At 71.7% G+C, this 26,699-nt stretch carries 18 protein-coding genes; 7 read left to right on the top strand and 11 right to left on the bottom strand.

Translation table 11 applies throughout. The features are described 5' to 3' along the window. The first annotated feature begins 180 nt into the window (after positions 1-180). Entirely contained in the window at positions 181-2,124 is a 1,944-nt protein-coding gene (locus PPSIR1_RS09770) for a lipoxygenase family protein (protein ID WP_157595380.1), read from the top strand. A gap of 19 nt (positions 2,125-2,143) precedes the next feature. Then, positions 2,144-3,163 (top strand): catalase family protein, encoded by a 1,020-nt coding sequence (locus tag PPSIR1_RS09765; protein WP_006970872.1) that lies wholly within the window; start codon positions 2,144-2,146, stop codon positions 3,161-3,163. Here PPSIR1_RS09765 and PPSIR1_RS09760 read toward each other — a convergent pair. From PPSIR1_RS09760 to PPSIR1_RS09750, 3 genes are all read right to left on the bottom strand, one after another. Beyond that, positions 3,160-3,792 carry a hypothetical protein gene (locus tag PPSIR1_RS09760; RefSeq protein ID WP_006970871.1) on the bottom strand — a complete coding sequence of 211 codons (633 nt, stop codon included), beginning with the start codon at positions 3,790-3,792 and terminating at the stop codon, positions 3,160-3,162. The genes PPSIR1_RS09765 and PPSIR1_RS09760 overlap by 4 nt on opposite strands. Positions 3,793-3,920: 128 nt before the next feature. Further along, the gene (locus tag PPSIR1_RS09755; RefSeq protein WP_006970870.1) at positions 3,921-4,565 is read right to left on the bottom strand and encodes a hypothetical protein; all 645 of its coding nucleotides are present in this window, start codon (positions 4,563-4,565) and stop codon (positions 3,921-3,923) included. A 44-nt stretch (positions 4,566-4,609) separates the two neighbouring features. After that, on the bottom strand, positions 4,610-5,827 hold the full coding sequence (locus PPSIR1_RS09750; protein WP_006970869.1) for a metallophosphoesterase: 1,218 nt from the start codon (positions 5,825-5,827) through the stop codon (positions 4,610-4,612). 91 nt (positions 5,828-5,918) lie between these two features. On the opposite strand from PPSIR1_RS09750, the gene PPSIR1_RS09745 reads away from it, so the two are divergent. Together PPSIR1_RS09745 and PPSIR1_RS09740 are read left to right on the top strand one after the other, a co-directional pair. Further along, positions 5,919-6,257 carry a hypothetical protein gene (locus PPSIR1_RS09745; RefSeq protein WP_157595379.1) on the top strand — a complete coding sequence of 113 codons (339 nt, stop codon included), beginning with the start codon at positions 5,919-5,921 and terminating at the stop codon, positions 6,255-6,257. A 39-nt stretch (positions 6,258-6,296) separates the two neighbouring features. Further along, a complete protein-coding gene (locus tag PPSIR1_RS09740) occupies positions 6,297-7,754 on the top strand; it encodes a glycosyltransferase family 39 protein (RefSeq protein ID WP_198154484.1) in 1,458 nt (485 codons plus the stop codon). Here PPSIR1_RS09740 and PPSIR1_RS42320 read toward each other — a convergent pair. From PPSIR1_RS42320 to PPSIR1_RS09725, 3 genes are all read right to left on the bottom strand, one after another. After that, positions 7,732-8,841: a CobW family GTP-binding protein gene (locus PPSIR1_RS42320; protein ID WP_053335339.1), complete on the bottom strand. Its 1,110-nt coding sequence runs from the start codon at positions 8,839-8,841 to the stop codon at positions 7,732-7,734. The genes PPSIR1_RS09740 and PPSIR1_RS42320 overlap by 23 nt on opposite strands. A 79-nt stretch (positions 8,842-8,920) precedes the next feature. Then, positions 8,921-10,357 (bottom strand): DUF1552 domain-containing protein, encoded by a 1,437-nt coding sequence (locus PPSIR1_RS09730; protein WP_086001180.1) that lies wholly within the window; start codon positions 10,355-10,357, stop codon positions 8,921-8,923. Further along, positions 10,354-12,033 (bottom strand): DUF1588 domain-containing protein, encoded by a 1,680-nt coding sequence (locus tag PPSIR1_RS09725; protein ID WP_006970864.1) that lies wholly within the window; start codon positions 12,031-12,033, stop codon positions 10,354-10,356. Before PPSIR1_RS09725 ends, PPSIR1_RS09730 begins: the two co-directional genes overlap by 4 nt. 456 nt (positions 12,034-12,489) lie before the next feature. Between PPSIR1_RS09725 and PPSIR1_RS09720 the strand changes: the two genes are divergently transcribed. Both PPSIR1_RS09720 and PPSIR1_RS47625 read left to right on the top strand, forming a co-directional pair. Next, positions 12,490-13,485 carry a hypothetical protein gene (locus PPSIR1_RS09720; protein ID WP_006970863.1) on the top strand — a complete coding sequence of 332 codons (996 nt, stop codon included), beginning with the start codon at positions 12,490-12,492 and terminating at the stop codon, positions 13,483-13,485. A gap of 11 nt (positions 13,486-13,496) precedes the next feature. Continuing rightward, positions 13,497-13,670 (top strand): hypothetical protein, encoded by a 174-nt coding sequence (locus tag PPSIR1_RS47625; RefSeq protein ID WP_006970862.1) that lies wholly within the window; start codon positions 13,497-13,499, stop codon positions 13,668-13,670. Between the two features lie 19 nt (positions 13,671-13,689). On the opposite strand, the gene selB is transcribed toward PPSIR1_RS47625, so the two are convergent. The 5 genes from selB to PPSIR1_RS09695 form a co-directional block, all read right to left on the bottom strand. Further along, positions 13,690-15,780 carry a selenocysteine-specific translation elongation factor gene (gene selB, locus PPSIR1_RS09715; protein WP_006970861.1) on the bottom strand — a complete coding sequence of 697 codons (2,091 nt, stop codon included), beginning with the start codon at positions 15,778-15,780 and terminating at the stop codon, positions 13,690-13,692. Positions 15,781-15,852: 72 nt separating this feature from the next. Further along, complete coding sequence (locus PPSIR1_RS09710; protein WP_006970860.1) at positions 15,853-17,157, bottom strand: Hsp70 family protein; 1,305 nt, start codon at positions 17,155-17,157, stop codon at positions 15,853-15,855. A 231-nt stretch (positions 17,158-17,388) separates the two neighbouring features. Further along, on the bottom strand, positions 17,389-18,561 hold the full coding sequence (locus PPSIR1_RS09705; protein WP_006970859.1) for a hypothetical protein: 1,173 nt from the start codon (positions 18,559-18,561) through the stop codon (positions 17,389-17,391). 62 nt (positions 18,562-18,623) lie between these two features. Then, positions 18,624-19,835, bottom strand: a complete 1,212-nt coding sequence (locus PPSIR1_RS09700; RefSeq protein ID WP_157595378.1) for an ATP-binding protein — start codon at positions 19,833-19,835, stop codon at positions 18,624-18,626. Positions 19,836-20,090: 255 nt separating this feature from the next. Beyond that, positions 20,091-21,002, bottom strand: a complete 912-nt coding sequence (locus PPSIR1_RS09695) for a sulfotransferase domain-containing protein (protein ID WP_006970857.1) — start codon at positions 21,000-21,002, stop codon at positions 20,091-20,093. Between the two features lie 116 nt (positions 21,003-21,118). Between PPSIR1_RS09695 and PPSIR1_RS09690 the strand changes: the two genes are divergently transcribed. After that, on the top strand, positions 21,119-26,674 hold the full coding sequence (locus tag PPSIR1_RS09690; protein WP_086001177.1) for a protein kinase domain-containing protein: 5,556 nt from the start codon (positions 21,119-21,121) through the stop codon (positions 26,672-26,674). Positions 26,675-26,699 lie beyond the last annotated feature (25 nt).

The raw sequence follows: 26,699 nt of genomic DNA, 5'->3' as shown, positions 1-26,699 counted from the left end.
GGGGCGGGGCCGCGGGTCTGCTCGGGCTCGCGCTGTTCGGTCTCGGCTTCGGCGCGGCGCGTCGGCGCCGGGCGTGGAAACACGGCGCGCGTCGGTCCTGAAAACGGTTGCGCGCAAGTCGCGGCGCGTGCGATGCAGATCGGGTGAGCTCTCGCCGAGAGCTCCCGGGTGTGCATCGACATGAGTGACTTCTCCGAGACCATCAAACTGTTCGCCAAGGCGACGGCCGGCACTGTCCTTCCCCTCGAGGCCATGGACGAGGCCAAGGCCGAGCTGGCCGAGAAGCGCAAGGGCTGGCGTACGAGCAAGGCGGCCCGCGCCAACCCGACCCACAAGGTCCAGGGTCGGCTGGTGTTCGCGGCCACGGCCGGCGACGCCGAGCCCCGCCCGCTGCCCCACATGAAGGTCGAGCTGTGGGACCGCGACCTGGGCGGCTCGGACTGGCTCGGCGAGGTCCAGTGCGGCGTCGACGGGCGCTTCGAGATCACCTACGACCCCGCCGACGCCGGTCGCTTCGACGCGCCGGACTTCGAGCTGCGCATCGTCGACACCTACGCCGGGCGCGACACCGTGCTGGCGATCCACGAGGGCCCCGACAACGTCGAGACCGCGGGCTACGACTTCGGCGACGTGCCGGTGGTCTACTACGAGTACCACCCGGACATCCCGCTGCCGCACCTGTACACCCTCGAGTTCGGCAAGCAAGAGTACGACGCGATGCCCCAGGACTACGCCGTGGGCCGCAAGCTGGCCCTGGCCAAGGTCGCGCGGGCGACCATGGCCGTGCGCCTGGGCCACTACACCATCGACCGCGAGGTCGAGCTCGAGGACATCCAGGCCGACTACCGCGGCAAGACCGGCTACGAGCCGCCGGTGACCCCGGGCCCCGACGCGAGCGCCGAGGAGCGCTTCATCGACAAGCTGCTCAACGGGACCTGCCCGACGGACTTTGCGATCGGGCCCGACGTCAACGGCGAGGAGGCGCTGCACGTGATCCGCAACTGGGACCTCTACGACCTCGACGGCGTCCACGACCTGCCCAACGTGCACCTGGTCCTGCGCCGGGAGGGCGAGGGCCTGCGCCCGGTCTCGCTGACCATCCAGCGCCGGGCCAACGGCGCCAAGGAGCCCGGCTCGGAGCTGGCCCCGGCCGAGACCTTCAGCCCCAGCGACGAGGGCTGGCCCGCGGCGCAGCACGTGTTCGAGTGCGTCAACTACATCTACTCGCAGGCCGCCAACCACCTCGCCCGCGGCCACTTCAACGCCGAGCAGTTCGCCCTCGCGGCCTTCCGCAATCTCCACGAGAGCCCGCTGACCAAGCTGCTCTTCCCGCACCTCAAGGAGGTCATGATCATCAACGTCGAGGGCGAGCGGGCCATCTTTGGCCCCGACGGCTTGATCACCAAAAACGGCGCGCTGACGGAGACCTCGCTGGTCGAGGCCATCCTGCACGCGGCCGGCGGGGTCGACTGGTTCGAGTGGAAGCCGCGCGAGCCCCTGACCGCGGGGCACCGCTACGCCCACGTCGCCCAGCTGATGTGGGAGGCGCTGACCGAGCACGTCGACGCCTTCTTCGTCGAGCACCTCGACGGCATCCTCGAGCACTGGCGCGAGGTCCGGGGCTTCTCCAAGGACCTGGCCGAGCACAGCGTGCCCTACCGGCCGTGGTCGGGGGAGCTCCCCGAGGGCCTGCGGCCCCTCGACATGCGCGAGGTCGCCAAGCCCGAGGCCCCGCGCGTCGAGGTCGACGGGGTGGTCCGCGTGGCCACGCCCGTCGTCCACCAAGACGGCGAGCCCGACGCGGCGGATCTGGGCCGCCTGGCCCAGGCCTGCCGCTACGCCATCTTCCACGCCAGCTTCTTCCACAGCTGGGTCAACGACACCAGCGACTCCCTCGAGGCCAGCTACTCCCAGTACAACCCCGTGCCGGGCTCGAGCCCGAAGGAGCTGACCAACCACATCTCGACGAACCTGACGCTCTCGCAGACCCGCTACGGGATGATCATGCGCAACGAGGACGGGGACGTCCCGCGCTCACTCATCGAGGCGCTGCGCAGCCGAGCCGAGGCCTTCGCGGCCCACGACTACGACATCCGCCAGATCCGCGCGCGGATCAACATCTGAGCCCAGCACGGACTTCGCCATGAGCATCGGAGACTTCTTCGAAGAGACCGGCCTCGCCATGCACGAGGCCTTCCTGACCACCCTGTTCGCGGCCGCGGCCAAGAAGACCGGGGGCCGGTCGACGCACAAGATCGGCATCGGGGCCAAGGGCAGCGTGGAGGTGTGCGCCGAGCTGCCCATCCCCGAGCACGCCTTTTGGCGCCCCGGCCGACGCTTCGACCTGGCCATGCGCCACGCGAACCTCAACAACCTCGACGACCTCTCGGCGGACTACCGCGGCGCGGCGCTGCGCTTGTTCGAGCCCGGGGCGGAGCTCACGGATCCGGACGCGGGCGAGCTCGACTTGCTGATGAACACCGGCGACTCGACGGTGTGGTGCCACGTGGCGATGTTCGCCGAGCGCATGCGCCTGGCCGTGCGCGGGCAGCTGGCCAAGTTCTACGAGCGCCATCCGGCGGCCGAGGAGCGCTACTGGGGCGGGCTGCGGCGGGCCCCGGACAACTACGAGGGCCTGGCCTACTACTCGAAGGTCACCACCAAGTACGTCGGGGTCGACGGGGTGACCCGGGGCTGCCGCTACCGGCTCATCCCCCACGTCGAGGGCGGCGAGTGGGACGGGGTCGAGAGCGGGCTGCCGACCCAGCGCGACTTCGACGCGGGCGTGGAGTTCACCGAGCGCTGGCCCGAGGAAGAGCGCCCCAAGGACCTGCTGCGCGCGGCCTATGACGCTCGCCTGCAAAAGGAGGTCATCCAGTACCGCCTGCAGATCGTCGTGCGCGACGTGATCGAGGACTGGTCGCACCCGGTCTACGACCCCTGCCTGCCCTGGGACACGGACGAGCACCCCTGGGTCGACCTGGCCCGGGTCCGCGCCGAGGCGCCGCTACCCCACGCGCAGCTCGAGCCCCTGGCCTTCTCCATCGCCCACGCGCCCGAGAGCCTGGGCGTGTTCCCGGCCGACGCCGCCGACGACTACACCTCCGTCGGCGACCTGCGCTCGCGCCTGTACGCCAAGGCCGCGGCCAAGCGCCCGCGTTAGCCCGACTCGCGCGCACTCTGGGGGCGCGCCGCGAGGGCGGCGACGCCCCCAAACCACAGGTAGATCACGAGCTCGTTGAGCTCGTCGAGCTGCTGCTCGTAGGCGCTCAGGGCCAGCAAGCCGACGATGAGCGTGGCGACGCAAGCGAGCATGGCCACGCTCGCGCGGCGGTCGGGCGCGGCCGGCCCGAGGGCGCGCTCGAGGGGCTCGCGCAGCCACGCAGGGTAGAAGGCCGAGAGCCCGTAGGCCGGGACGGGGAGGGCGAAGAGCAGGTAGGAGTGGCCGCCCCAGCGGTTGTGGAAGTTGACGTCGCCGGTCTCGGCCTGGAAGAAGGTCGCGAGCTGGTTTTGGCTGTAGACGTCACCCCAGTCGAGCTCCTCGAGCAAGACGAGGGTCAAGAACAGGCTCAGGAGCAGGACCAGGGGTCGGCGGGAGCGGAGCGCGACGACGGCGTAGGCGACGATGGCCGCGACCAGCACGAGGTGGGAGGCCTGCTCGACGGCGCCCTCTTTCTCGAGCGCGCGCAGACCCAGCTCGGGGGTGAGGACGAGCAGCGCTGTGCCTGCGAGGTAGGTGAGGACGAGCAGCGCAGCCAGAAAATTGACCCGCGGGTTTGGAGGCTCTGCCATGTCGCTTCCGCCAGGCGAAGGCGTCGAGCATGGCACGGCTCGGGCGCGAGCCGTTGGCCACTTGGGGGGCCTGGATCACCATGCGCAGTGGCACTGCGAGGCATCTGGGGCCAAGTTTCGGGTGCGGACTAGTGTCCCGCGGAGCCCGGGTCGTGGGGCTCGGGGGCGAACATTGCGAGGGCGGCGACGCCCGCGAACCACAGGTAGACGACGAGCTCGTTGAGCTCGTCGAGCTGCTGCTCGCGCTGGCTCATCACGGCCAGGCCCAGGAGCATCAGGCCGGCTCCAGCGAGCAGCGCTGCGGCGGCGTCGCGGTCGGGGGCGGCCGGTCCGAGGGCGCGCTCGAGGGGCTCGCGCAGGCGCGCCGGGTAAAAGGGCAGCAGGCCGTAGAGGGGCACGGGGAGCACGAAGAGCAGGTAGGAGTGGCCGCCCCAGCGGTTGTGAAAATTGACGTCGCCGGTCCGGGCCTGGAACGCGCTCGACACGTCCTTGGCGGCATAGATGGCGCCCCAGTCGAGCTCCTCGAGCAGCACCACGGCCAAGAAGGCGCACAGCGAGAGCGCGAGGGGCCGCCGGGAGCGGAGCGCGACCACGGCGTAGGCGAGGATGGCCACGACGAGCACCGCGTGGGAGGCCTGCTCGACGGCGCCCTCCTTGGCGAGCAGGCGCAGGCCGAGCTCGGGCGCGACCGCGAGCAGCACCACGCCCGCGACGTAGACGATCGTGAGCGCGGTGCCGATGTGGTGGGTGCGCGAGTGCGGAGCTTCGGACATGTCACCGACGCGAGGTCGCGCGGATCATGACACGAGCGGCGCGCTCAGGTCGCGGTGTGGACCTGCAGCACGCCCTCTTCCCCGGGCACGCCGATGCGCAGCGGGAAGCCGTAGTGCCCCGTCGCCCGGCTGACGTAGAGCCGGTTGCGACCCTTGGCCCAAAAGCCGTGGTCGGGGACCTTCGACAGCAAGCTCACCGCGGTCCACGGCAGGCCGAGGCTGACCAGGCCGACCTGGCCGCCGTGGGTGTGGCCGGACAGGACCAGGTCGGCGTCGCCGTCGACGAGGTGCTTGAAGGCGCCGGGGTCGTGGAGCAGGACGATGCGCTGCGCCCCGGGGACCCGCGGCCAGCGCTCGGCGATGCGCTGGGCGTGGGCGCTGCGGTCCCGCCACTCGAAGTCCATGCCGACGATCTGCACGGGCCCCGCGGGCGTGTCGACGACCACGGCCTCGTCGATGAGCAGGCGGACGCCGGCCTCGGCGAGCTCGCGGGCGACCATGTCCGGGGCCTCGTGGTCGTGGTTGCCGCGGCACGCGTACACCCGGCCTTCGAGGGCCTTCAGGGGCGCGAGGGCCTCGGCCAGGCAGCCCGGCGTGCCCTTGGACTCCATGGTCAGGTAGTCGCCGGTCAGCAGGACCAGGTCCGGGTCGGCGGCGACGGCCCGCTCGGCGACGGCGCGCAGCCGAGCCACGGACATGAAGGGGCCGAGGTGGGGGTCGGTGATCTGCACGACGCGCAGGGGTCGGGCGCTCCGGGCCTCGCCGTGGGGCTGCCGCTGGAGCACCTCGACGACCTCGCCGTCGAGGACCAGGTTCGTCGTGCCTCGACCGTTGCGCAGGCTCTGGATCAGGCCGAGGAGGCCGAGGGCGAAGGGCAGGGCGAGGCCCCAGGGCGTGAAGCCGAGGGCGGCGGCGACGGCCCAGGGCATGGCGAGGAACATCGCGCCCGCCCAGGCCAGCCCGGCCCAGCTGACGAAGGCCCGGAAGGCCCGCCCGCGCATGCGCGGGAACAGCAGCGAGCCAAAGTGCACGAAGGTGGCGAGCTGCAGCCACAGCAGGGCCGGGGTCGCCACGGACGCGAGCTCGCCCGTCCACGCGCGCAGGTGCGGCCACAGGGCCACGCTGACCAGGGCGTGAACGCCGAGCATGATCCCCGCGAAGCCGGCGAACTGCCGTCCCCGGGTCGCGCCGGCGACGATCACGAGGGTCAGCCAGGCCAGCGCCGTGAGCGCTGCGAACCAGACTTGGGGGAGCTCGGGCATCGTGAAGGTCTTGTAGCCCGACTGCGGGTCGAATTGACGGAAATCGGATGTGGAGCCGGAATCCGCCGTACCCGTTTGGGTTGGATCGGCCGTGAACGTACTGGAAGACTCGGGTGTGATGCGTCAGCGCTGGTCCGCGCGCTACGCCGCGTTGCTGGCGACGCTCGTGGGCGTGGACACCTTCTTGGCCCTGAACTTGATCCGTTGGGGCGGCAGAGGTTGGCAGGTCGCGATCATGGTCCAGATGTGCTTTGTGATCATCTTCGTGATCGCCTCAGTGATGGCCGCGGAGTCCCTGGCCTGGCGCCTCGACCGAGGTCGTCGCACGGGCCTCGCGGTCGCCACGGGGATCGGCGGGGGGCTGCTGACCGCCGGGCTGATTCTCCTGCACATGAACGCTGGCAGCTGGGTGCTCGGCACCTTCCTGTGAGTGGCGAGGGGCGGCGAGTCGAGTAGCATGGCCGCGCTCATGAGCGGTCGGGGGGACACGGAGGGCGAGGCATCGACGCGAGACGCGGCGAGCCTCGCCCTGCTTTCGTTCCTGGCCGTGCTCAGCCGCCTGTGGTGGGTGCTGCGGGTGCACCCCCCGGGCGAGCACGTGTTTCGAGACATGCGCAGCTACGTCGTGCGCGCGCAGTGGCTGGTCGAGCGCGGCCTCGAGCCGTGGCCAGCGATGGCCTTTCAACCCCCCGGGACCTCGGGGTTGCTGGCGCTGCCGCTGGCGATCGCGGGTCCCGAGCAGCTCGGGGCCGCGGCGGTGCTGTGGGCCCTGCTCTCGGCCGCCGCCGTGCCCTTGACCTGGGCCCTCGCCCGCGAGGTCGGCTCGCGGCGCTGGGTCGCCCCCGTCAGCGCCGCGCTGGTCCTGGTCTGGATGCCCGCGCTCAGCTACGCGGGTCTGTTCACCTCGGAGACGCCCTACTGCGCGGCCTTGCTGCTGGCCTGTTGGCGCCTCGCCGCGCTCGCGCGGACCGGTCGGGGCGGGCTGGGGGCCGGCCTGGCCTGCGCGCTGGCCTTCCTGGTCCGCCCGCAGATCGCCGTGGCGATGGTGCTGATCATCGGGGGCGCGGCGTGGTTGCGCGGGCGCGACCGAGAGGGCGGCGCGGTCTCGTGGGCGCAGCTGGGCCTCACGGCGGCTCCGCTGGTCCTGGCTGGGCTGCTCTCGACGCTGTGGATCCGCCACCAGGTCGGCGACTTCGCCGGGGTCACGGCGACCTCGAGCACGCTCAACGCAGCCCTCGGCCGCTGCCACCTGACCCGCGTGCAGGCCTTCGGGTCCGAGCCCGAGATGGTCCGCAGCCGCAGCCTCGAGGCCGGCCGGGTCGTCGGGGCGCCCGCGCTGTGGTCCCTCCACGAGCGCTTCCCCGACCCTGGCCACGTCTACGCCCTGCGACCGGCCCTGGGCAGCGAGGCGAGGGCGCTGACGCTCACGGTGAACCGCGGAGGCGAGGAGGCGCGCGTGCTCGCCGAAGTCCGCGAAGGGGGGCTGTCTTTGGCCTACGTCGGGACCCGGGATGACCGGGCCATCCACCGCGCCTTGCTGCGCGCGTGTCGGGAGCGGACCAGCGTCGCCGGTCAGGTCCGCTACGCCGTCCAGAACCTCTCGCTGATGGTCGCCTTCAACCCGCAGTGGCCCGACAGCCACAGCGGCCGCGAAGGCTGGCGCCGGATCTCCGACGCGTGGGTGTGGATCTTTGGCGTGGTCGTGCTGCTGCCCGGGTTGCTCGGGATCCGCCAGGCCATGGCCGAGGCCCGCGAGCAGCCCGGGCGGGCGGTCGTGGCTCTCCAGCTGATCGGATCGATGATCGTCGCCGCGCTCGTCTTCGGCTCGATCCGGATCCGCGTGCCCCACGACCCGCTGTGGCTGATCCTGGCTTGCGAGGGGGTGCTGGCCGCGCTCGCAAGCTTCAGGCGCGAGCGGGCGAGCTGATCAGGCACGCGCGCAGGCCGGCCTCGAGCTCGGCGGGGTCGGGGGGCGTGTCGCTCTCGATGACCAGCTCGAGCCGCGAGTCTCGGCGGTGCCCAGTGGCGCGGACCTCCTCGACCTCGCCGGCGCAGTTGAAGCCGCGCCAGCCCTGAGTGGTCCGGAGCACGGCCTTGGTGCGTCGCGTGCCAGGTTGCTTGGACAGGTCGAGGAGCCAGCGGTGGACTCGCTCGGCGTCGAACACCAGCTCCTCCCAGCAGATCCAGCCCAGGGTCGACGCCAGGGGTGAACGGTGGGAGCGCTGGATGATCGGCGTGTCGGCGTCGCAGGTCGGCTCCGGCTCCGGCGCGTGGTGGTGGTGGTCGTGGTGGTGGTCGTGATCGTGAGCGTGAGCGTGACTGTGATCGTGATCGCGGGGAGGGTGGCCAGCGACCACGTTGCCGGGGCTTCGGCCCGCGCCTCGCCCCTGGACGTGGTCGAGGAGCTCGAGGGGCAGCCGACCCTGCTCGACGCGACCGATGAAGGGCTTGGGCGGGAACAGGCCGCGGGCCCAGCCCTCGAAGGCCTCGAGCTGGGCCTCGCTGGCGAGGTCCGAGCGGCTGGCGAGGAGCACGTCGGCGGCCTCGTACTGGTCGCGGACCTCCTCGCGCTCGAGGTCGCGCTCGAGGGTGCTGGGGTCGAGGAGGCAGACCACCGAGCGGACGTCGACGGACTCGCGGATGCCGGGGCGCGCGAGGGTGTCGAGGATGCCGGACAGGGCGGCGAGGCCCGTGGGCTCGATGAGCAGGCGATCGGGGCGGCCCTGGAGCAGCAGCACGAGGTAGGCCTCGAACACGAAGCCCGCGGTGCAGCAGATGCAGCCCCCGGCGACCTCGCGGATCTCGACGCGCCCAGCATCGGGACCGGGGGCCTGGCGATCGTCGCCGATCAGCGCCGCGTCCAGGCCGACGAGGCCGTACTCGTTGACGAGCACCGCCCATTTCTCGCCGGGGGGCCGCGACTCGAGCAGGTGGTTGATGACCGTGGTCTTGCCGGCGCCGAGGGGGCCGGCGATCAGGTTCACGGGGATTCGCTTGGCGCGTCGGGTCGTCATCGCGGCTGTGACGATCTTTCACACCCGCAAGTCACTTGCAAGTCCCGGCCCGGCGATCCGGGGGGCTGCTGGCGGCCGGCTAACGGTTCCGGAAGCCGCCGATCTCCTGGGGGCTGTACTCGGGCCAGTTCATCGGGATCTTCGAGTCGACGTCGTAGGCGTCGAGTGCCTGGTGGTAGATGTCCGAGGGCAGCACGGCCTGGTCGTACCAGCCCGCGTTGAAGCGCCCCCCGCCGCCGAGCACGGCGTGGAAGGTGTCCTTGGCGTCGTGGTTCTCGCCGTACTCGGTGGCGAGGAGGATGAGCGAGTTCTCCAGCACCGTCTTGCCGTTGGGCTCCATGTGCGCGTCCATGGCCGCGAGGGTGTGGGCGAGCTGGGCGATGCAAAAGTGCTGATACAGGCGGATCCGGTCGGCGTGATAGGAGTGGAAGATCAGGTCGTGGGGCGTGCCGCTGTCGAACAGCGAGGTGAAGTCGATGGACTCGCCGAGCGCGTCGTACTGACCGCTGAAGCGGATGTGCCCGCCCGCGCCCACGCACACGAGGCTGCCGAAGCGGACCGCGTCGCAGGCCGCCCCCAGGGCCATGAGCTCGCCGATCAGCCGCATCGCGTCGTCGGCGACCTGCCAGCCAATCTCGGGCGCCCCGGCCCCGGTCGCCCCGGTGTCGTTGTCGTAAAAGGAGTAGGGCTGAGGGTCGGTGTAGTCGCCAGCCATCGGGGGCTCGCAGCCCAACATCGGGCCCATGTTCTCCTCGGTCGGCGCGAGCTGCTGCTCGACGTCTCGGATCGCGTCGAGGTGATTTTGGACCCGCGCCTTGGAGTCCGCGCCCAGGGGCGAGTTCACGGACATCAGCGACTCGTACTGCTCGAGGGTCGCGTCGAGGACGCTGCGGTGGACGTGGCGATCGATGAGCAGCTGGGCCTCGTCGGGGTCGTCGCCCGGGGGCATGTAGGTGCCGAACAGGCTGTTGAAGACCTTGCTCGGGCGCCGCTGTGGTCGCGGCCCCGGGGAGCCGTCGGTGTTCCAGTGGCGGGTGAACTGCGACACCGCCCCGGTCCGAGACCAGATGCCCACGGAGATCTCGGGCACGCTGACGTTGGGCACGCCCATGGGGTGCAGGGCCCGCTTCATGACCTGCTCCATGCTCGGTCCGCCGGCGTGGTAGTCGGGCGCGCCCTTTTGCGGGACGCCCGTGAAGGTGGCGGCGCCCGTGGAAAAGTGCGGCGTGCCCTCGGCCGCGAGGGGGGTCGCGTCGACGTTGGTGAAGCAGGCCATCCGGCTCGCAAAGGGCTGGAGGCTCTGGAGCGGGCCGTTGAATTGCTCGAGCTGCATCGCCTTTTCGATGCCGAGGCCAAAGGACATCGTGAACAGGCGGCAGGGGATGTCGTCGTCTTCGCCCGCGGCCGCCCGAGGCATGAACTCGGGGAGCAGGGGGAGGGCGATGGCGACGGAGCCGGCGCCAAAGAGCACGGCGCGTCGGGTCAGCTTGGGGTCCATGCGTCGTTTGGAGTTCATGGTGCCTCCGCGTTGCGGATGTAGGTCATCTGTTCGCCGGCCGCGATCGCGCGCACCAGCGCCTCGAAGGTCAGGCCTTCGGCCTCGAAGGACGCGAGCGCGTCGGGCAGGGCGTCTCCACCCCACCGGGCCTGGTGCCCGGTGCCGAACTCGCTCATGTTGTCCACGAAGCAGCGGTAGAGGCTGTCCTGCTCCGCGAGCTGGCCGAGCAGGTCGGGGGCGTTCTCGAAGCTGATCTCGGGGCGGCCGCTCCACTCGGGCAGCACGCCGTGGGAGTAGAGCGGGCGGCCCTCGTCGTCGGTCAGGGCGAAGCGGCCCTGGATGTCGTAGCGCTCGAAGCCGTAGGAGATGGGCTCGAACTGGACGTGGCAGCTCAGGCAGATCTCGTCGAGGCCGAAGCGGAACTCGCTCGCCTCGCGCGGGGTCATCTCCTCGGTCGCCGCGGCGGTGTTCTCGATCTGCTCCGAGAAGCCCGAGGGCGGCGGCCCCGTCCGTTGACACAGCAGGCGGCTCGACATGAACACGCCGCGGCCGACGAAGGAGGTGGTGCCGATCGCCGCGAGGAAGGCCGGGTGGGTGACCACGCCCAGGCGCTCCTCGGCCAGGGCGACGTCGTAGACCTGCATGCCGGGGCCCACGGACTCGGCCCCGGCCATCTCCGCGACCGCGGGGGTCATCAGCAGCTCCTGGCCGTCGAACACGGCCGTGAGCGGCTGGGGCTCGGCGTCGACCCCGGAGATGTGGTCGAGGGTGGCCATCAAGCTCGCGCGCAGCTCCTCGATGAGCTGGGGGTCCGTCGAGCCAAAGGAGGAGGTCGAGGCCAGGGAGTAGTCGCCCCAAAACTGCGTGCGCGCCCGGGCGAACTTGGGGTCCTGGATCATCCGCTCGATCTCGGCGGTGAACAGCTCGGGGTCGTAGGCTCCGTCTCCGCCCGAGCCCGCCGCCGCGTCGAGGAGCGCGTCGTCGGGGGTCGACTGCCACAGGAAGTAGGACAGCCGCGAGGCGAGCTCGAAGCCGTCGAGGCGGCGGAGCTCGCCGGGCTCGCCGTCGGTCTCGGGCTCGACGCGGTAGAGGAACTGCGGCGCCTGCAAGAAGGCCTGGACCAGCCCCGCGCGCACGTCGTCGTCGCCGGCTTCGGGCTCGTCCATGATCGCCGCGGCGAGCTCGAGGTAGACGGCGCGCTCGCTGGCCTCGAGGGGGCGCCGATGCATGCGGCGCCCGAGCCCGTCGACGAAGGCCTCGAGGCAAGCTTGATCGACCCCCACGCAGTCGGCGAAGCGCTCTTGCACCTCCTCGAGGTCCAGGCGGGCGGTCAGCCCCCGGGCGATGTAGGCGTAGCCGAGCACGTACTGCGCGTTGAAGCCCTGGGCCTCCACGGAGGTGGCGTAGTCGCCCTCGATGGGCACGTCGCGGGGCAGCCAGTCGAGCTCTTGCTCGGTGAGCTCCTCGCCGAAGAGGTCGAGGACGGTGAAGCGGTACTGGCGATCGGTGAGCCGGGCGACCAGCGGGTCGGGGATCGAAGAGGGCATGAGGCCCTCGCCGCCCTCGCCCCCGTCCGTGTCTCCGCTCTCGCCGTCCGCTTCAGCCTCGTCGTCCCCGGCTTCGCTGGCATCGGCCGTCACGCCGAGGTAGCAGCCCCAGCCCGAAGACAGCGCCAGCGCAAAGGGAAGCCCCACCCCGAGCGAGCGAACCCGTAAAGCTCTGTCCATGCATTCAATCTATTCGTGCATTGGAAACCAAGTCAAGCGTATCGACGGAATTGGCCCGGGGTGCATGTTTTGAGGCGGGCTTGGCTGTGGTTAATCGGGACAGTTCATATTTGGAAATGTCTGAACCACAGCAGTAGGGTCGGTGGTCTGGCTCTCGCGAATGACCGGGCGGCGCCTTCGGAGCCGTAAACTCCGTGTCCTGGCCCATTCAATCGCCGTCTGTGTGCCTTGGGAGCGAGTGGGAGCAATCCTGGACAGGTGGCGCTGGGTGCCGTGGCCGGCCTGTTCACTGACTTGTGTCATCCATGTTTTTTCATCCATACCACGAATCAATCACCACATTGATCCCAACGTGATTTGTCTGTGGTGACGGAGAGTCATCGCGAGGTCCCTATGAAAAACACGATCAAAACTACCACTCCAATGATCGCTTGCTTCGCCTGGCTCCTGGGCCCGGGCTGCGTCGTCGAGTCCTCCGTCAACCTCAGCGACGAGGGGGCGGACGAGGCCACCAACGACGAAAACGGCGCCGACTCGGACAGCGACGACGAGGTCGACGAGAGCAGCGAGGACAGCACGGACACCAGCGAGAGCGCGGAGTCGAGCGAGAGCACGGAGTCGACGAGCACGGACACGACAGACTCGGAGTCCACGGACAGTACCGAGGAGTCCACGGACACCGGGGGCAACGACGTCGAGGCCGAGGAGCAGGACGGACTGCTCGTGTTCGAGGCCGAGAACACCTGGATGGTCGACCCCAAGCACTGGAACAACGAGTGGGTGCTGTTCGAGGCTGGGACGCCGGAGTACACGGACTGCCCGGCCCAGAGCCCCTGCCCCGGGGACCCCAAGGGCGAGTGCAACCCCTACGCCGACTGCGACGACGACTTCTTCCCCGCCGAGGAGCAGTCTGGCGGGGCCTACATGGAGATGTTGCCCAACCGGCGCCGGGACGACCACGAGGAGGGGACCGGCGCGAACCTGGGCGTGACCAACAACCCGCACACCCGGCCGATGATGTGGTACCGGGTCCGCTTCACCTCCTCTGGGCGCTTTTACGCCTGGGTCCGCGCCTTCGGCAAGGGGCCCGCGGACAACGGGCTGTGGCTGGGCTTTGACGACAACGGCGTCGCGGAGGACGGCGACTTCAAGCCCGAGATGGACATCCCGGACTACGCGGGCATGCGCTTTCAGCTCAAGGGCGGGTGGCAGTGGCAAAACTGCCGCCGCGGCCAGAACCAGCACACGGGCGTCAACAACTGCAACGTCGAGGAGAACATGATGATCGACGTGCCCGCGCCCGGCGTCTACAACATCCTCATCGGCATGCGCGAGGACGGGGTCGACGTCGACAAGTTCGTGTTCTCGAAGGACCCGAACTTCGTGCCCGAGGGCCTCGGCCCGGACGTGACGCCCTGAGCGAGGTTGCCATGGCCCAACACGACTCCCTCGTCAAGGGCTCCGCGACCATGGGCGCCTGGCACGAGGAGGGCACGGCCTACGAGCTCGGCGACGACTGGGTCCCGGGCATCGACTGGGATCCTCTCGACGGCCCCTCGGGCACGGGCTGCTACCACCCGCCCGGCGAGCTCTGCTCCGAGTGAGCCAGGGTGCGATGCCGAGTCAGGGGTCGGCGGCCGGCCCGGGCACGCGCCGATCGCCCTCGCGCCGGGTGACGCCGAGGCGATCGAGGTGCTCCATGAAGGGCACGGCGAACTTGCGCGAGAGCCCCGTCATGGCCTTGAGCGCCTGCACGTCGAGCTCGCCTGCTTCGCGCAGGTGGGCGCGGATCTGGCCGAGCAGCTCGGCGTGGGCGCTGGCGTCGTAGGACAGGTCGTCGCTGACGCGCACGAGGATGTCGTTGCGCTGGAGCAGGCCGGCGAGCTCGAGGACCTTGCGGCTGTCGTGGCCGAGCTGGGCGCCGACCTCCTTGAGGGTGGGCGGGCGCGTGCCGGCGGCGCGGTAGAGGTCGACGATGGCCTGGAGGGGCGCGGGCAGGTCGTCGGGGTCGAGGGCGCCCTTGCCCGGACGCGCGAGGCTGCCGGCTCGATCGGCGACGCGCAGCATGCCGCGCTCGAGGGCCGCGTCGACGACGGCGCTAGATAATGGCGGCGGGCAGGGGAGGCGGCCCTCGACGGTCGCCCGAGTCATGCCCGGGAGCAGCGGGCTCTTGGCGTGGAAGGCATCGACCATGCCCACGGCCGCGCGCACGTGGGCCTCGAGGCGCTCGCGCAATACCCAGTGCGCGGGGCTGAGGGCGAGCAGGGGCGGGCCCGCCTTGCCGGCCTTGCCCTTGGCCAGGCGCTCGAGCCGGGGCGCCGCGGCCTCGATGCCCGAGCGCACGGCCAGATCGCGCAGGCCGATGCCCGCGTCGCCCGCGTCGTCGACGAGGGCGAGCAGGCGCGCGTCGAGGTCGTCGGCGAGCAGGGCCCGGGCCAGGGCGACGCGCTTGGCGGGGTGGCGCCGCTCGGGCAGGGGATCCACGACCACGCCGCCGCCGACGGTCAGGCCCTCCTCCTGCATGTGCGCGGCGCTGAAGGCTCGCAGGATTAGCCGTTGCCCGGCCCAGACCGGCAGCGGCGTGTCGAGGTAGAGGCGGACCAGGCCGGCGCCGCCGGGGGGGATGGCGGGCTTGGTCGCGCCCGCGGGCGGATCGACGAGCAGCCCGGTCTCGGGGTCTTCGAGGGCCAGGGGCACCAGGTGCGCGGCGGTGCTGGCCGTGCCCGCGCACAGCTGCAGGGCGGTGTCGCGGGCCCAGGCGCGCTGGCCAAAGCCGAGCTGGTGGACCCGGGCGAGCAGACGATCGGTGGCCAGGACCTTGTCGCCGCGGGTCAGCACGTCGCCGCGCTGGAGGGCCTCCACGGCCACGCCGCCCAGGTTCAGGGCCGTGCGCATGCCGGCCCGCGAGCGCGTCGCCGGGCCGCCGTGGACCTGCATGCCGCGCAGACGCAGGGGCGCCCGGGCGCGCAGGTCCTGGCCGATGTGCAGCAGCTCGGAGTCGTGGCTGCGCTCGCCCTCGGGGAGCTCCAGCGCCCCGCTGATCAGCGTGCCCGTGACCACCGTGCCGTGGCCCTTGATGGTGAACACGCGGTCGACGGGGAGCACGGGCAGGCCCTTGCGCGGGCGCCCCTCGATGGCCTGGAGCACCCGCCAGACCGTCGCGCGCAGCTCCTCGAGGCCCTCGCCAGAGTGCGCGCTGACCGGGACGATCGGCGCCTCGGCGAAGGGCGTGGCGGCCAGCTGCTCGCGGATGTCCTCGCGGGCGAGCTCGAGCAGCTCCTCCTTGTCGTCCTCGGACTCGCCGTCGAGGCGATCGATCTTGGTCAGCGCGACGACGGCGTGGCGCAGCCCGAGCAGCTCGCACACGTGGAGGTGCTCGCGGGTCTGGGGCATGACCCCGTCCTCGGCGCTGATGACCAGGAGCACCGCGTCCATGCCCCCCGCGCCCGCGACCATGGTGCGGACCAGGGCCTCGTGGCCGGGCACGTCAACGATGCCCAGGTGCAGGGGGGCGGCGCGCTTTTTGGCCTTGCCGGTGAGCCCGGCCGGGGGGTCGAGGAGCCACTGGGCGAAGCCCAGCTCGATGGTGATGCCGCGGCGCTTTTCTTCGGGCAGGCGGTCGGTGTCCGTGCCCGTCAGCGCGCGCACGAGGCTGGTCTTGCCGTGGTCGATGTGTCCGGCGGTGCCGAGGACGAGCTCGCGGGGGGCGCTCACGCGGCCCGAGAGTACCCCAGTTGACCGTCGAGGACGACGCCACGCCCTCGACTCGGCTCGGCAGCGCAGGGGCTAGAGCCGCGCTCCGCAGGCGGCGAGGCCCGCCGCGATCGACGAGAGCTCGTCGCCGTGGCCGAGCTTGTCCACGCCAAAGCGCGCGGCGAACTCCCGGCGCACGCAGGGCACGAAGGCGGTGCCGCCGGTCATGAACACGCGATCGATGTCCTCGGGGGTCAGGCCGATCTTGGCCAGGGTCTGGTCGAGGCAGGCGACCATGGCCGCGACGTCCTCGGCGATCCAGCCCTCGAAGTCCGCGCGGCTGACCTCGCGGGCGACCTCGAAGCCGTCGTGCTCGAAGTGAAAGCGGGCGCGCTCGCCCTGGGACAGGGCGATCTTGGTGGCCTCGACGGACTTGTGCAGGTGAAAGCCCTGGTTGTCCTCGATGATCATCATCAGGGCCTCGATGGCCTCGGGCTCGTCGGCGAGCTGGTGCAGGCGCTCGAGGTCCTGGCGGGTGCGCTCGGTCCTCAGAAAGGACAGCTGATGCCAGCGCGAGAGCTTGTGGTAGTAGGACGGCGGGATCGCGAGGGTCTTGCCGAACTCGCGGTAGTGGCCGCCCTTGCCCAGGGCCGGGGCGACGACGTGCTGGATCAGCGCGGCGTCGAGGTTGTCCCCCGCCACGCCCACGCCGCCCGTGGCCAGGACGTCCGCGCTGCGCGAGTCGAGCCCCGCGGCGTCGCGCCGGCTCGGGCCGATGTGCATCACGCAAAAGTCCGTGGTCCCCGCGCCGAAGTCGGCGATCATCGCCAGCTCGTCGCTGTCGAGCTTGGCCTCGTAGTGGTAGGCGGCGGCGATGGGCTCGAGCTCGACGTGGAGCTCTTCGATGCCCGCGGCCTGAGCCGCCGCGCGCAGCCGGGCCTCGGCGTGGGCGTTCGCGGCTTCGTCCTCGGCGCCCGCGAAGCACACCGGGCGGCCAAACACGGCGCGGGTCAGGGGCGCGCCCAAGCTGGCCTCGCCGCGCTCGCGCAGGCGCTCGAGGAACAGGCGCAAGAGGGCGTCGAGGTCGAGGGCGTGGGGGCCGACGCGGGTGCGGCCCAGGCGGGTCGAGCTCAGGTGGGTCTTGAAGGACTGGATCAGCCGGCCCTCGCCGAGGGCCTCGAGGTAGGCCTCGATGCCCTCGGGCCCGGCGCTGTAGTCGACCGGCTGGCGCGGGCGCTGCTCCTCGAGGTCGAAGAACAGCAAGCTGCGAAAGCTCGTGGTCGAGTCGCCGAGCAGCGCGTGGGTGGCGAAGCGCGTGGGCCCGTCCGCGCCGGCGAGGGCGACGACGCTGTTCGAGGTCCCGAAGTCGATGCCTGCGATGCCTGGTTGCGCGCCCATGGGTCGCACGGGATAGCGCCTGCGTGGGCGCGGCGCAACGTGTTCGCCCGAGGGCAGGTCTGGGGGTCGGTGGCTGCTTGCGAGCCGTGCGTCTCGAGACCCGGTGGACGACGCCACGTCCTCCCTGCCCCTCGTCCACGAACCCACGCCCCCGCTTGCGGGGGCGACAAAGCGGAGGAGCGGAGCGACGAAGCGCCCCCGGTGGCAGGCGCCTGCGGGGCAAAACGAAACTCAGCCGACGGGCTCGAAGTCGTCGCAGGCCGCGTCGATGACCGAGACCGCCTGGAGGAAGAAGGGCGCGTAGTCGGGGGCGCACACGCTGCCGACGACGCCGTGGACGAAGGAGTCGGTGAAGCTGCGCAGGGCGGGGGCGTCGACGTCGTCGGGGCACTGGCCGTTGGCGAGGCCGCCGTCGCCGAGGAGGCCGAGGATGACCACGGCCTCCTCGTTGCCGCCCTTGGCGTCGACGAGGGCCTGCTTCCAGCTGGCCGGGTCGCCCATGGACTGGCCGACGTCGTCCTCGTCGGAGATGATGGTCACGACCAGGACCGCGTCGTCGCGCAGGAAGCCCTCGTTGCAGCCGCCGGGGCTGCTCTGGTTGCCGATCGCCTCGAGGGTCGCGTCGATCGGGCGCTCGAGGCCGTCGCCGCCGACGCCCACGAGGGCCAGGCAGCTGAAGGTCTGCTCGAGGTCGGTCTGGTCGTCGAGCATGTAGCGGAGCTCGCCGTCGATGCCGCAAGGGTCGCCGAGCTGGTCGTTGAGCTTGCCCGCGCCGATCTCGTGGTCGCAGCCCTCGGGGATCGGGTGGTCGGCACACGGCTCGCCGTTGCACATGGTCGGCGGCGGGTTGACGATGACGCCGCCCAGGCCGTTGCAGGCCCCCGCGCAGCAGCTGGGGTGGGGCTCGCACTGGAGCTCGCCGTTGATGAGGCTGATGGACGATGAACCGACCGAGGCCGCGTCGGTGTCGGTGACCAGCAGGTGGTAGTCCTGGGCCATCAAGGTGTCGGAGATGGTGGAGATGAAGCCCGGAAAGGAGGTCACGAGGGCCATCTGCTCCTCGGTCATCGAGCCCGAGTTGTCGATCACGAACAGGAAGTCGACCTTCTCGCAGCCCGGGTCGCGGCCAGCCTCGGCGGTGGCCGTGGTGTCGCCCCCGAGCACGTCGAGGAGCGGCCCGTCGTCGCTCGAGCTCGACTCCGCGTCGCCGTCTTCGCCCTCGCTGGACTCGCGGGCCTCGTCCCCGTCCATGCCCGCTTCCTCCGAGTCGTCGCCGCTGCTGCTGCCCTCGGCCGAGCCCGAGTCGGCGTAGATTGACCCGCCGTCGTCGCCCCCACAGGCTCCGAACGCGAGCAGCGAGAGACCGACGAGGGCTCGGGTTTTCCAGGGGCTGAGCTCGACCATGGGTTAGCCTACGGCATCGCCGAGCAGGGTGTCACTGGGGGACTCTGGGCGGCGTACACTCGTTAATTCAGCTCACGCAGGGCCAACCAGGCGCGGCGCAGCAGGCCGGCACAAAAGCGCCATCGTCCGCCAAACTCTTCGACCAGCTGATCGCGGTGCAGGGTCTCGAGCACGCGGTAGATCGCGTCGTCGTCGATGGTCATCTGCACGCTCAGCTGCTTGCGCAGCGCTCGGAAGCTCAGCGCGCCGTCTTCGGACAGGGCGATGGCGTCGAGGATCGGCAGGGACAGGCTGCGCTGGAGCATCCAGTAGCGCTCGAGCACGGGGCTGAAGGCCTGGCGCAGCTGCCAGTTGGGGTCGTCGAGGGCGCTCGCGGGCGCGGCGAACAGGCTGTCGAGGGTGCGCTCGAGGTCGCCGTCGAGGACGGGCTTGGGGGGTTTTCGGTGGCGCTCGGCGAGGGCTCGGACCGCGGCGTGGAGCCAGCCCGGGACGCCGTCGCAGGCCTCGACGAGCGCGCGGGTGAGGGCGACGCGGTTTTGGGCGGTGATGTCCTCACCGATGAGCAAGGCGCTGGCCAGGCGGGCGCTGGACTCGGGGGGGAGGGGGGAGAGCTCGAGCTGGGCCGCGCGCATCAGCGGCCCCGTGGCGTCGGCGAGGGGGCGCTTGGGGAGCTCGTCGAGGGCGCGCTGGGGGTCGCCCTCGAAGGTCAGCAGCAGGCGCAGGCGCGGGCGCTCGGCGGCGAGCTCGAGCAGGGTCCGCACGAAGCTGCCCAGGCTCGACTCGAGCCCTCGGCCGCGCACGCGGACGCAAAAATCTTCGAAGTGGTCGAGGGCGAGGACCAGGGCGCGGCCCGAGCCCGAGCCCGACTCCAGCTCGGCGTCGAGGACCTGCTCGATGGCCTGGCGCAGGACCTGCTCCCAGCCCGCCTCGGCCCGGCCGAAGGCCTCGATCGAGAGGCGCTCGCGGTCGTCGAGGAGGGGCTGAACGAGCACGCTCAGGTCCGCCGGCGGGGTGGGGTGCTCGCGCCACAGGGCGTGGACCAGGGCCGCGCCGGCTTCGATGGGTCGCTCGAGGCTGCTCAGATCCAGGCGCCGCCCCAACCACTGCGCGGGCGCGTTGGCCATGGCCAGGCGCAGCAGGGTCGTCTTGCCCAGCCCGCGTCGACCGTGGAGCAGCACCGAGCCGGTGTCGAGGCTCGTCCACAGCGATCGCAGCTCGGGCTCGCGGCCTACCGCCGCGCGCAGATCCACGGCGCCGGTTGCTTGGGCCCGCATTCCTCGATGCTACGACAGACCAACCTGGCGATTGGGAGATCGTTTGGGTTCGAGGGCTCCGACCCATGCACGCTATCGGGGCTTAGTCGATCAGCCAATTCGCTACGCTGGCGACGACCGCGTCGGGGTCGCAGGCGCACGGGTCCGCGCCGCTGAAGGGGGTGAACTCGAGAGGGCGGTCGCCTCGCCGCCTCGCCCGCGGGGGATCCGGCAGATCTGCCCGCCCGCCGCTGGCATCGCCGAGCTCGCGGCCGCCTACTCGCCGCCCGCGTAGAGCCACCGGAGCGCGGCCTCGTCGTGGAGCACGGCCCGCCCGCGCCGCTCGAGGTCGCTCGCCATGGCCTCGCTCATTCCCTCGGCCCGGGCCTGGCCCACGCTCCCGCGGCGGACGATGCCCCCGCTCTCCATGACCGGCACCTGGCCGACCTCCGTGAGCTCGAACTTGCGCTGGTTCGCCTTCATCCACTCGAAGGAGCAGCGCTCGAGGATCACCGGCCACTGCTCGGGGCTCGGCTCGAGCTCGAGGAACGCGGCGATCTTGCGCACGCTCCCCTCGACGTCTCGCTTCATGTCGGCGAAGTGCAGCAGCAGCACGTTGTCGTGGTGGCGCAGCGGCCACCACGAGGCGAGGAAGCCGAAGGGGATCGCGGTCAGGCCCATGGGCACGGCTCCGGTCTCGTAGTAGGTCTGGAGGTCGGGCCAGGGCGGGGCCGCGGGCATGCCCCACAGCTCGAACCACTCGTCGCGGTGTTTCTCGAGGAAGGGCTTGAGCGAGGCGATGACCTCCTCGGGGTTGCGCAGCACGACCACGTACTTGAGCCGCGGGCCTGCGCCCGGCTCGACGTAGGGCAGCACGGGCGGAGCCGAGTGCGTCTTGAACACGCGCCGCGGACCCTCGGGCATCGCGTCGATGCGTCCGACGAGCTCGTCGATCCCAACCCCCGGTCCGGGAACGAACTCGAGCCAGGGGACCACGTGGTAGATGTCGCTGAAGTCTGCGTCGCCCCCCGTGCGCAGCTGGTGGACGATGTTCATCGTCCAGTTGGTCCCGCTCTTGGCCGGGACGGAGACGATCACGTCGTCGTCGCGCCAGCGGACGCGGCGTTGAATTTCGTAGGTGATCCAGGGGACCGGGGACGCGGGTAGGGTGTCGCTGTCTACATCCACCGCGCGCGAGGATAGCAGCTCCCCTCAACGGTAGAGCGCCGTCCCATCCATGCGCGGGATGGGCTGATGCCAGCTGGCCGCGGAGACCCCGGGTGACTGCAGTATCATGAGCGCCAGTGTCGGTCCCGCTCGCAGGCTATACGACGCGTCGCTTGTTGCGGGCGTCGGCGCACGCGCGGATCTACGAGGCCCAGCGCGACAGCGACCAACACCGAGTCCTGGCCAAGGTCTTCGAGATCGAAGACCCCGCGAGCGAGGCCCGGGTCATGCACGAGTTTCACCTCTTGCAGGGGCTCGAGATCGACGGGGTCGTTCGGCCCATCGGCGTCGAGCGCAGCGGCGGCGAGCTGGTCCTCCTGCTCGACTACGTGCCCAGCCAAAACCTCGCCCAGGTCGCCGCCGGCCGGCCGCTGGCCGTGCGCCGCTTTTTGCCTTGGGCGATGCGCATGGCCGAGATCCTCGGGGAGATCCACAGCCGCCGCATCGTCCACCGCGACATCAAGCCCAGCAACATCCTGGTCGAGGCGGGCAGCGAGCGCATCGTGTTCGCCGACTTTGGGCTGTCCGCCCTGGCCGAGAAGATGCGCCGCGGGGCCCACGACCCCGACGTGCTCCACGGGACCTTGCCCTACATCGCGCCGGAGCAGACCGGCCGGATGCGCGGGGACGTCGACTTTCGCAGCGACCTCTACGGGCTCGGGGCGACCTTCTACGAGCTCCTGACCGGGCGCCGCCCCTTCTCCGCGACGACCCCCCTCGAGCTCATCCACGCCCACCTGGCCCGCCGGCCCGAGCCCCCCAGGCGCCACGCCCCGGGCCTGCCCGAGCGGCTCTCGGCGATCGTGATGAAGCTGCTCGAGAAGGCCCCCGAGCACCGCTACCAGTCGGCCCTGGGTCTGCTCGCCGACCTCGAGCGCGTGGCCGCGGCGCTCGCTCGCGGGGCCGAGCCCGAGTTCGAGCTCGGCCGGGACGATCGCCCGCAGTGGCTGCAGCTCCCCCACCAGCTCTACGGCCGCGAGGGCGAGCGGGCGCAGCTGGCGAAGGCGCTCGAGCGGTGCGTCGACGAGGGCTCGCGGCGCGTGGCGCTGATCCGTGGCGGCCTCGGGCTGGGCAAGACCGCCCTGCTGACCAGCGCGGCCCAGCTCGGGGGCACCCTCGCCTTCGGCAGCTACGAGCGAGAGGGCGGCCCGCACTCGGGGCTGATCCAGGCGCTGCAGGCCGTGCTCGAGCAGCTGCTGGCCGAGCCCGAGGAGGTCCTGGCGCGCTGGGGCGAGCGCCTGCGCGGGGCCCTGGGCACCCTCGCCCCGGTCGTGAGCGCGCTGCTGCCGGAGCTCGAGCTCGTCATCGGGGCGCCCGGCGAGCCCGCCGCGCTGCCGGAGCTCGAGCCCGTCGAGCGCAAGCATCGGCTCTACCTCGCCCTCGGTCGCTTGCTGACGGGGCTGTGCGCGGCCCGGCCGCTGATCCTCGCCCTCGACGATGTCCACCGCGCCGACGAGGCGAGCCTCGAGCTCTTGCTCGCGCTGTCCCGCGACGGCAAGGGGCCGCTGCTGCTCGTGGCCAGCTACCGCAGCGAGGCCGAGCCCGAGTCCGCGTCGGAGCTCGCTGGCGTCGAAGGGCTGATCGCCGAGCTCGGCGCGCAGGGGCGCCCGCCGCTGGAGCTCGAGCTCCGACCCCTCGACGAGTCCGAGCTCGAGCGCTTGCTCGTCGACGCCCTCGGGGCGGTCTCGGGGCCCCTCGACGAGCTCCTCGCCTTCGTCTTGCGCCGCAGCGGCGGCCGACCCCTGGCCATCCGGCAGCTCCTGCTCCACCTCGGCGACATGGGGCTGCTGCGGCCCTCGGCGACGGGCTGGACCTGGGACATCGACGCGCTGCGCCGGGCCTCGGTCCCGGGCGACGTGCTCGCGCTGCTCGGGGCCAAGCTCGAGCGCGTCGACCCGATCCAGCGCGAGGTGCTCGAGCTGGCGGCTTGCGCGGGCGAGCGGGTCGATCCGACGCTGCTGCTCGGTGAGCTCGGCGGGCCCTTCGAGCTCGATCCCGACGCGCTGTTCGCCACGCTGCGGGAGCTGGTCGACTCGGGCTTGCTCTACACCGAGGCCCCGGGCTTTCGCTTCACCCACGCGCGCCTGCGCGAGCTCGTGCTCGCGCGCATGGAGGCCGGTCGCCGGCGCAGGGCCAGCTGGGCCCTCGGGCGCGAGCTGCTCGCGCGGGCGGGGGGCGCTCGGGCGCTGACGCTGGCCGCGGGCGGTGGCTTGTTTCGCGTTGTCGATCTGCTCGATCTGGGCGCGCGCGGGCGCCCCCTCGACGCCGCGCTGCGTGGCGAGCTGCTCGAGCTCAACCTCGAGGCCGGAGACCGGGCCCTGGGCGAGGCGGCGTGGGTCCGGGCCGAGCGCTACTACGGCTTCGTGCTCGACGGGCTCGAGGGCGAGGGCCTGCCCCGGGCGCTGCGCTTTCGCGCGAGCTTTGGCCTGGCGCAGGCCCTGTACCTGCGCGCCGAGTTCGACCGCGCCGACTCGATCTTCGAGGCGCTCTTGGCCACCGAGCTGAGCTTGCCCGAGCTGAGCGCGGTCACGGCCCGGCGGGTCAACATCCTGACCCACGCGGGGCATCCGCGGCGGGCCGTCGACTTTGGCCTCGAAGCCCTCGCGCGTTGCGGGCTCGAGCTCCCCCCCCGGCTCGACGCCGAGGCCCTCGCCGCCCGGCTGCGGGCGCACGCCGGCGAGCTCGGCCTCGAGCACCTCCGCGCCGACGCCCATGGATCGGCGACCGACCCGCGGCCGTCGGCGCTGATGACCATCCTCGACTCCCTCCACAACCTGACCCTCAACATCGACCGCGGGCTCTATCTGTTCCTGCTCGACACCCACGTCGAGGCGCTGCTCGGCAACGGCTGGCATCGATCCCTCGGCTCGGTGCTCAGCAGCCTGGGCTTCGCCATGCTCGGGATGCGCGACTTCGCCGAGGCCCAGCGCCTCGGCGAGTTGAGCCTCGCGCTCGCCGAGCGAGACCCCCTCGAGGATCGGGGCTGGATGATCTTCGTGGGTCCCTGCTTTCACCCCTTCGCCAAGGTCGTGAACGCGATCGAGGGGGCGCACCGGCGCGCCATCGAGGGAGGGGAGCGGATCGAGGCCGCGTACAAGGCCGGGATCGGCCTGGTCGTCATGCTCGAGGCGGGGCGCCACCTCGACGAGCTCGAGGCCGCGGCGCTGCGCTTCCACGGGATCCACGGCGACTGGGGGACCCCCGGCGTGCAGGCGATCACCGGCTCGGTCCTGTTCCTGGTCGAGGCGCTGCGCGGCCGGGCGGTCGAGGCCCCTGCGGGAGCCGCCCCGCTCCCTCGAATCACCGGCCTCGACAACGCGGACGTCGCAATGTTGATCCGCTACGGCGCCGTCTCGACCCGGGCGTGGGCGGCGATCTTGGCCGGCGACCACGCCAGAGCCTGGGAGCTTTGCGAGCAGATCGCGGGGGACTTCGAGGCCGTGATGTTCGGCAACTGGGCGGTGGCTCGCCATGGGGTGCTCGACGCGGTCGCGAGCGGCGAGCGGGCCCAGCGCGAGGGCCGGGAGGGCGACTCACTCCGCGCTCGCATCGAGGCCCGGCTCGAGCTCGTCCGGGCCTGGGCCGAGCGCGGGCCGGCGAACTGCCAGGCCTACGTCGACATCATCCAGGCGGAGCTCGCGACCCTCGCGGGGGATCTGGCCGGAGCGACCCGCGGCTACGAGCAGGCCTACAAGCGCGCCAAGGGCCTGGGCCGGACCTGGGTCGAGGGCCTGGCCTGCCTGCGCCTCGCCGCCCTCGCCGACCGAGCGCAGTGGGAGCTCGTCGCCGAGGGGGCTCGTCGCCGGGCGCTGCGGGTGTTCGAGCGCTGGGGGGCCTCCGCGTTGGCCGAGGGGCTGCGCGAGCAGCTGGGCCTCGCGCCCGAGCGCGACGTCTCCTCGACCCAGATCACGAACTACGCCGAGGGCAGCTCGCTGAGCGCCTCGGTGCCGAGCGCCCGCGGGATGAACTCCCTCGACTTGGTCGCGGTCCTCGACACGATCCGCAGCCTGGGCGAGAAGCTCGAGCTCGAGGAGGTCATCACCGAGGTGCTGGCCAGCGCCGTCGCGGCCGGCGGGGGCGATCGGGGCGTGCTGTTGCTCGAGCGCGAGGGCGAGCTGACCCTCGTGGCCGAGAGCCGGGGCGGCGAGACCCGGGCCTTCCTCGACCGCGCTCGGCCCTTCGCCGAGGCCCACGCGGAGCTGCCGAGCTCGGCCATCTACTACGTCCAGCGCACGGGGGTCCCCCTGGTCGTGCACGACCTCCTCGCCGATCCGCGCTTTGGCGCCGACCCCTACGTCCGCCGCGAGGGCGTCCGCTCCCTGCTGTGCATGCCGATCCGCAAGCAGGGCGCCCGCGTCGGCGAGCTCGTGCTCGAGAACCGCCTCGCCCCGGGGGCCTTCACCAACGATCGCCTCGAGACCTCGCGCCTGCTCATGGCCCAGGCCGCGGGCGCCCTCGACAACGCCCGGCTCTACGCCGAGCTCGCCCGCAGCGAGGCGCAGTGGCGCTCCCTCGTCGACGGGGCCCCCGACACCATCACCTTGCTCGACGAGCAGGGCATCGTCGAGTTCGCCAACCACGAGGACATGGCGCAGCGGGGGGAGCCCGGCGATCGTGGCCTCGATCCCGACTCCGCGGCGCGCTGGCGGGGGGCCCTGGCGGAGGTCCTGATCCGCAGCGAGGCCCGGGAGCTCGAGCTGTCCCAGACCTCCCCCGACGCGCCGACGCGCTGGTTCATGACCCGCCTCGCCGCGATCCACGTCCGCGGCCAGCCCCGCCGGGTCCTGTCCATCGCCCGCGACGTGACCGAGCGAAAGGCCTTCGAGGCCCAGCGGCGCCAGCAGCAGCGCCTCGAGTCCCTCGGGACCCTCGCCGCCGGCGTCGCCCACGAGATCAACAACCCGGTCCAGGGCATCCTCAACTACGCCGAGCTGATCCGCGACGAGCTCGACGACCCCGACACCGTCGACGAGTTCGCCCGCGAGATCACCATGGAGGCCGACCGCGTCGCGACCATCGTCCGCCAGCTGCTGCTCTTCGCCCGGCGCGAGCGCGTGCACGAGGGGGCGCCCGAGGCCAGGCAGGACCAGGACCAGGGCCACGAGCGGGAGCAGCTTCGAGAACACATCGAGGTCGGCGCCCTGGTCCGTTCGACCTTGCTGTTGATTCGCTCGGTCATGAGCAAAGATCAGATCACCCTCGAGGTCGACCTCGACGAGGGCTTGCCGCCCATCCCCTGCCGGCCCCAGCAGATCCGACAGGTGGTCATGAACCTCGCGACCAACGCCCGCGACGCCCTCAACGAGCGCTACCCCGGCGCCGATCCGCGCAAGCGGCTCCGGATCGGCTCGCGGCTGATCGAGCGACCGGAGGGGGCCTGGGTCCAGATCCGCGTCGAGGACACGGCCGGGGGCATCCCCGAGCACGTCCTCGCCCGCATCTTCGACCCCTTCTTCACGACCAAGGGCCGCCGGCAGGGCACGGGGCTCGGGCTCTCGGTCAGCCACGGCATCGCCCGAGAGCACGGGGGGACCTTGCGGGTCGAGAGTCAGCTCGGCGAGGGCAGCTGCTTCATGCTCGAGCTCCCCGTCGAGGTCGAGGTCGACGCAGACGCTCCGGAGTCGCCCGCGTGACCCGAGCCGTCCGCGCGTAGGAAGC

The sequence above is a fragment of the Plesiocystis pacifica SIR-1 genome, assembly GCF_000170895.1.
GTDB classification, from domain to species: Bacteria; Myxococcota_A; Polyangia; order Nannocystales; family Nannocystaceae; genus Plesiocystis; species Plesiocystis pacifica.
This window is presented reverse-complemented; position numbering and strand designations above follow the sequence as displayed.

Bases quoted from the DNA above. Each gene is read 5' to 3' on its own strand.
- PPSIR1_RS09760 (WP_006970871.1), bottom strand. From the start codon at position 3,792: ATGGCAGAGCCTCCAAACCCGCGGGTCAATTTTCTGGCTGCGCTGCTC.
- PPSIR1_RS09720 (WP_006970863.1), top strand. From the start codon at position 12,490: ATGATCGCTTGCTTCGCCTGGCTCCTGGGCCCGGGCTGCGTCGTCGAG.
- PPSIR1_RS09705 (WP_006970859.1), bottom strand. From the start codon at position 18,561: ATGGTCGAGCTCAGCCCCTGGAAAACCCGAGCCCTCGTCGGTCTCTCG.
- PPSIR1_RS09750 (WP_006970869.1), bottom strand. From the start codon at position 5,827: ATGCCCGAGCTCCCCCAAGTCTGGTTCGCAGCGCTCACGGCGCTGGCC.
- PPSIR1_RS47625 (WP_006970862.1), top strand. From the start codon at position 13,497: ATGGCCCAACACGACTCCCTCGTCAAGGGCTCCGCGACCATGGGCGCC.
- PPSIR1_RS09710 (WP_006970860.1), bottom strand. From the start codon at position 17,157: ATGGGCGCGCAACCAGGCATCGCAGGCATCGACTTCGGGACCTCGAAC.
- PPSIR1_RS09730 (WP_086001180.1), bottom strand. From the start codon at position 10,357: ATGAACTCCAAACGACGCATGGACCCCAAGCTGACCCGACGCGCCGTG.
- PPSIR1_RS09755 (WP_006970870.1), bottom strand. From the start codon at position 4,565: ATGTCCGAAGCTCCGCACTCGCGCACCCACCACATCGGCACCGCGCTC.
- PPSIR1_RS09740 (WP_198154484.1), top strand. From the start codon at position 6,297: ATGAGCGGTCGGGGGGACACGGAGGGCGAGGCATCGACGCGAGACGCG.
- PPSIR1_RS09765 (WP_006970872.1), top strand. From the start codon at position 2,144: ATGAGCATCGGAGACTTCTTCGAAGAGACCGGCCTCGCCATGCACGAG.
- PPSIR1_RS09770 (WP_157595380.1), top strand. From the start codon at position 181: ATGAGTGACTTCTCCGAGACCATCAAACTGTTCGCCAAGGCGACGGCC.
- PPSIR1_RS42320 (WP_053335339.1), bottom strand. From the start codon at position 8,841: ATGACGACCCGACGCGCCAAGCGAATCCCCGTGAACCTGATCGCCGGC.
- PPSIR1_RS09700 (WP_157595378.1), bottom strand. From the start codon at position 19,835: ATGCGGGCCCAAGCAACCGGCGCCGTGGATCTGCGCGCGGCGGTAGGC.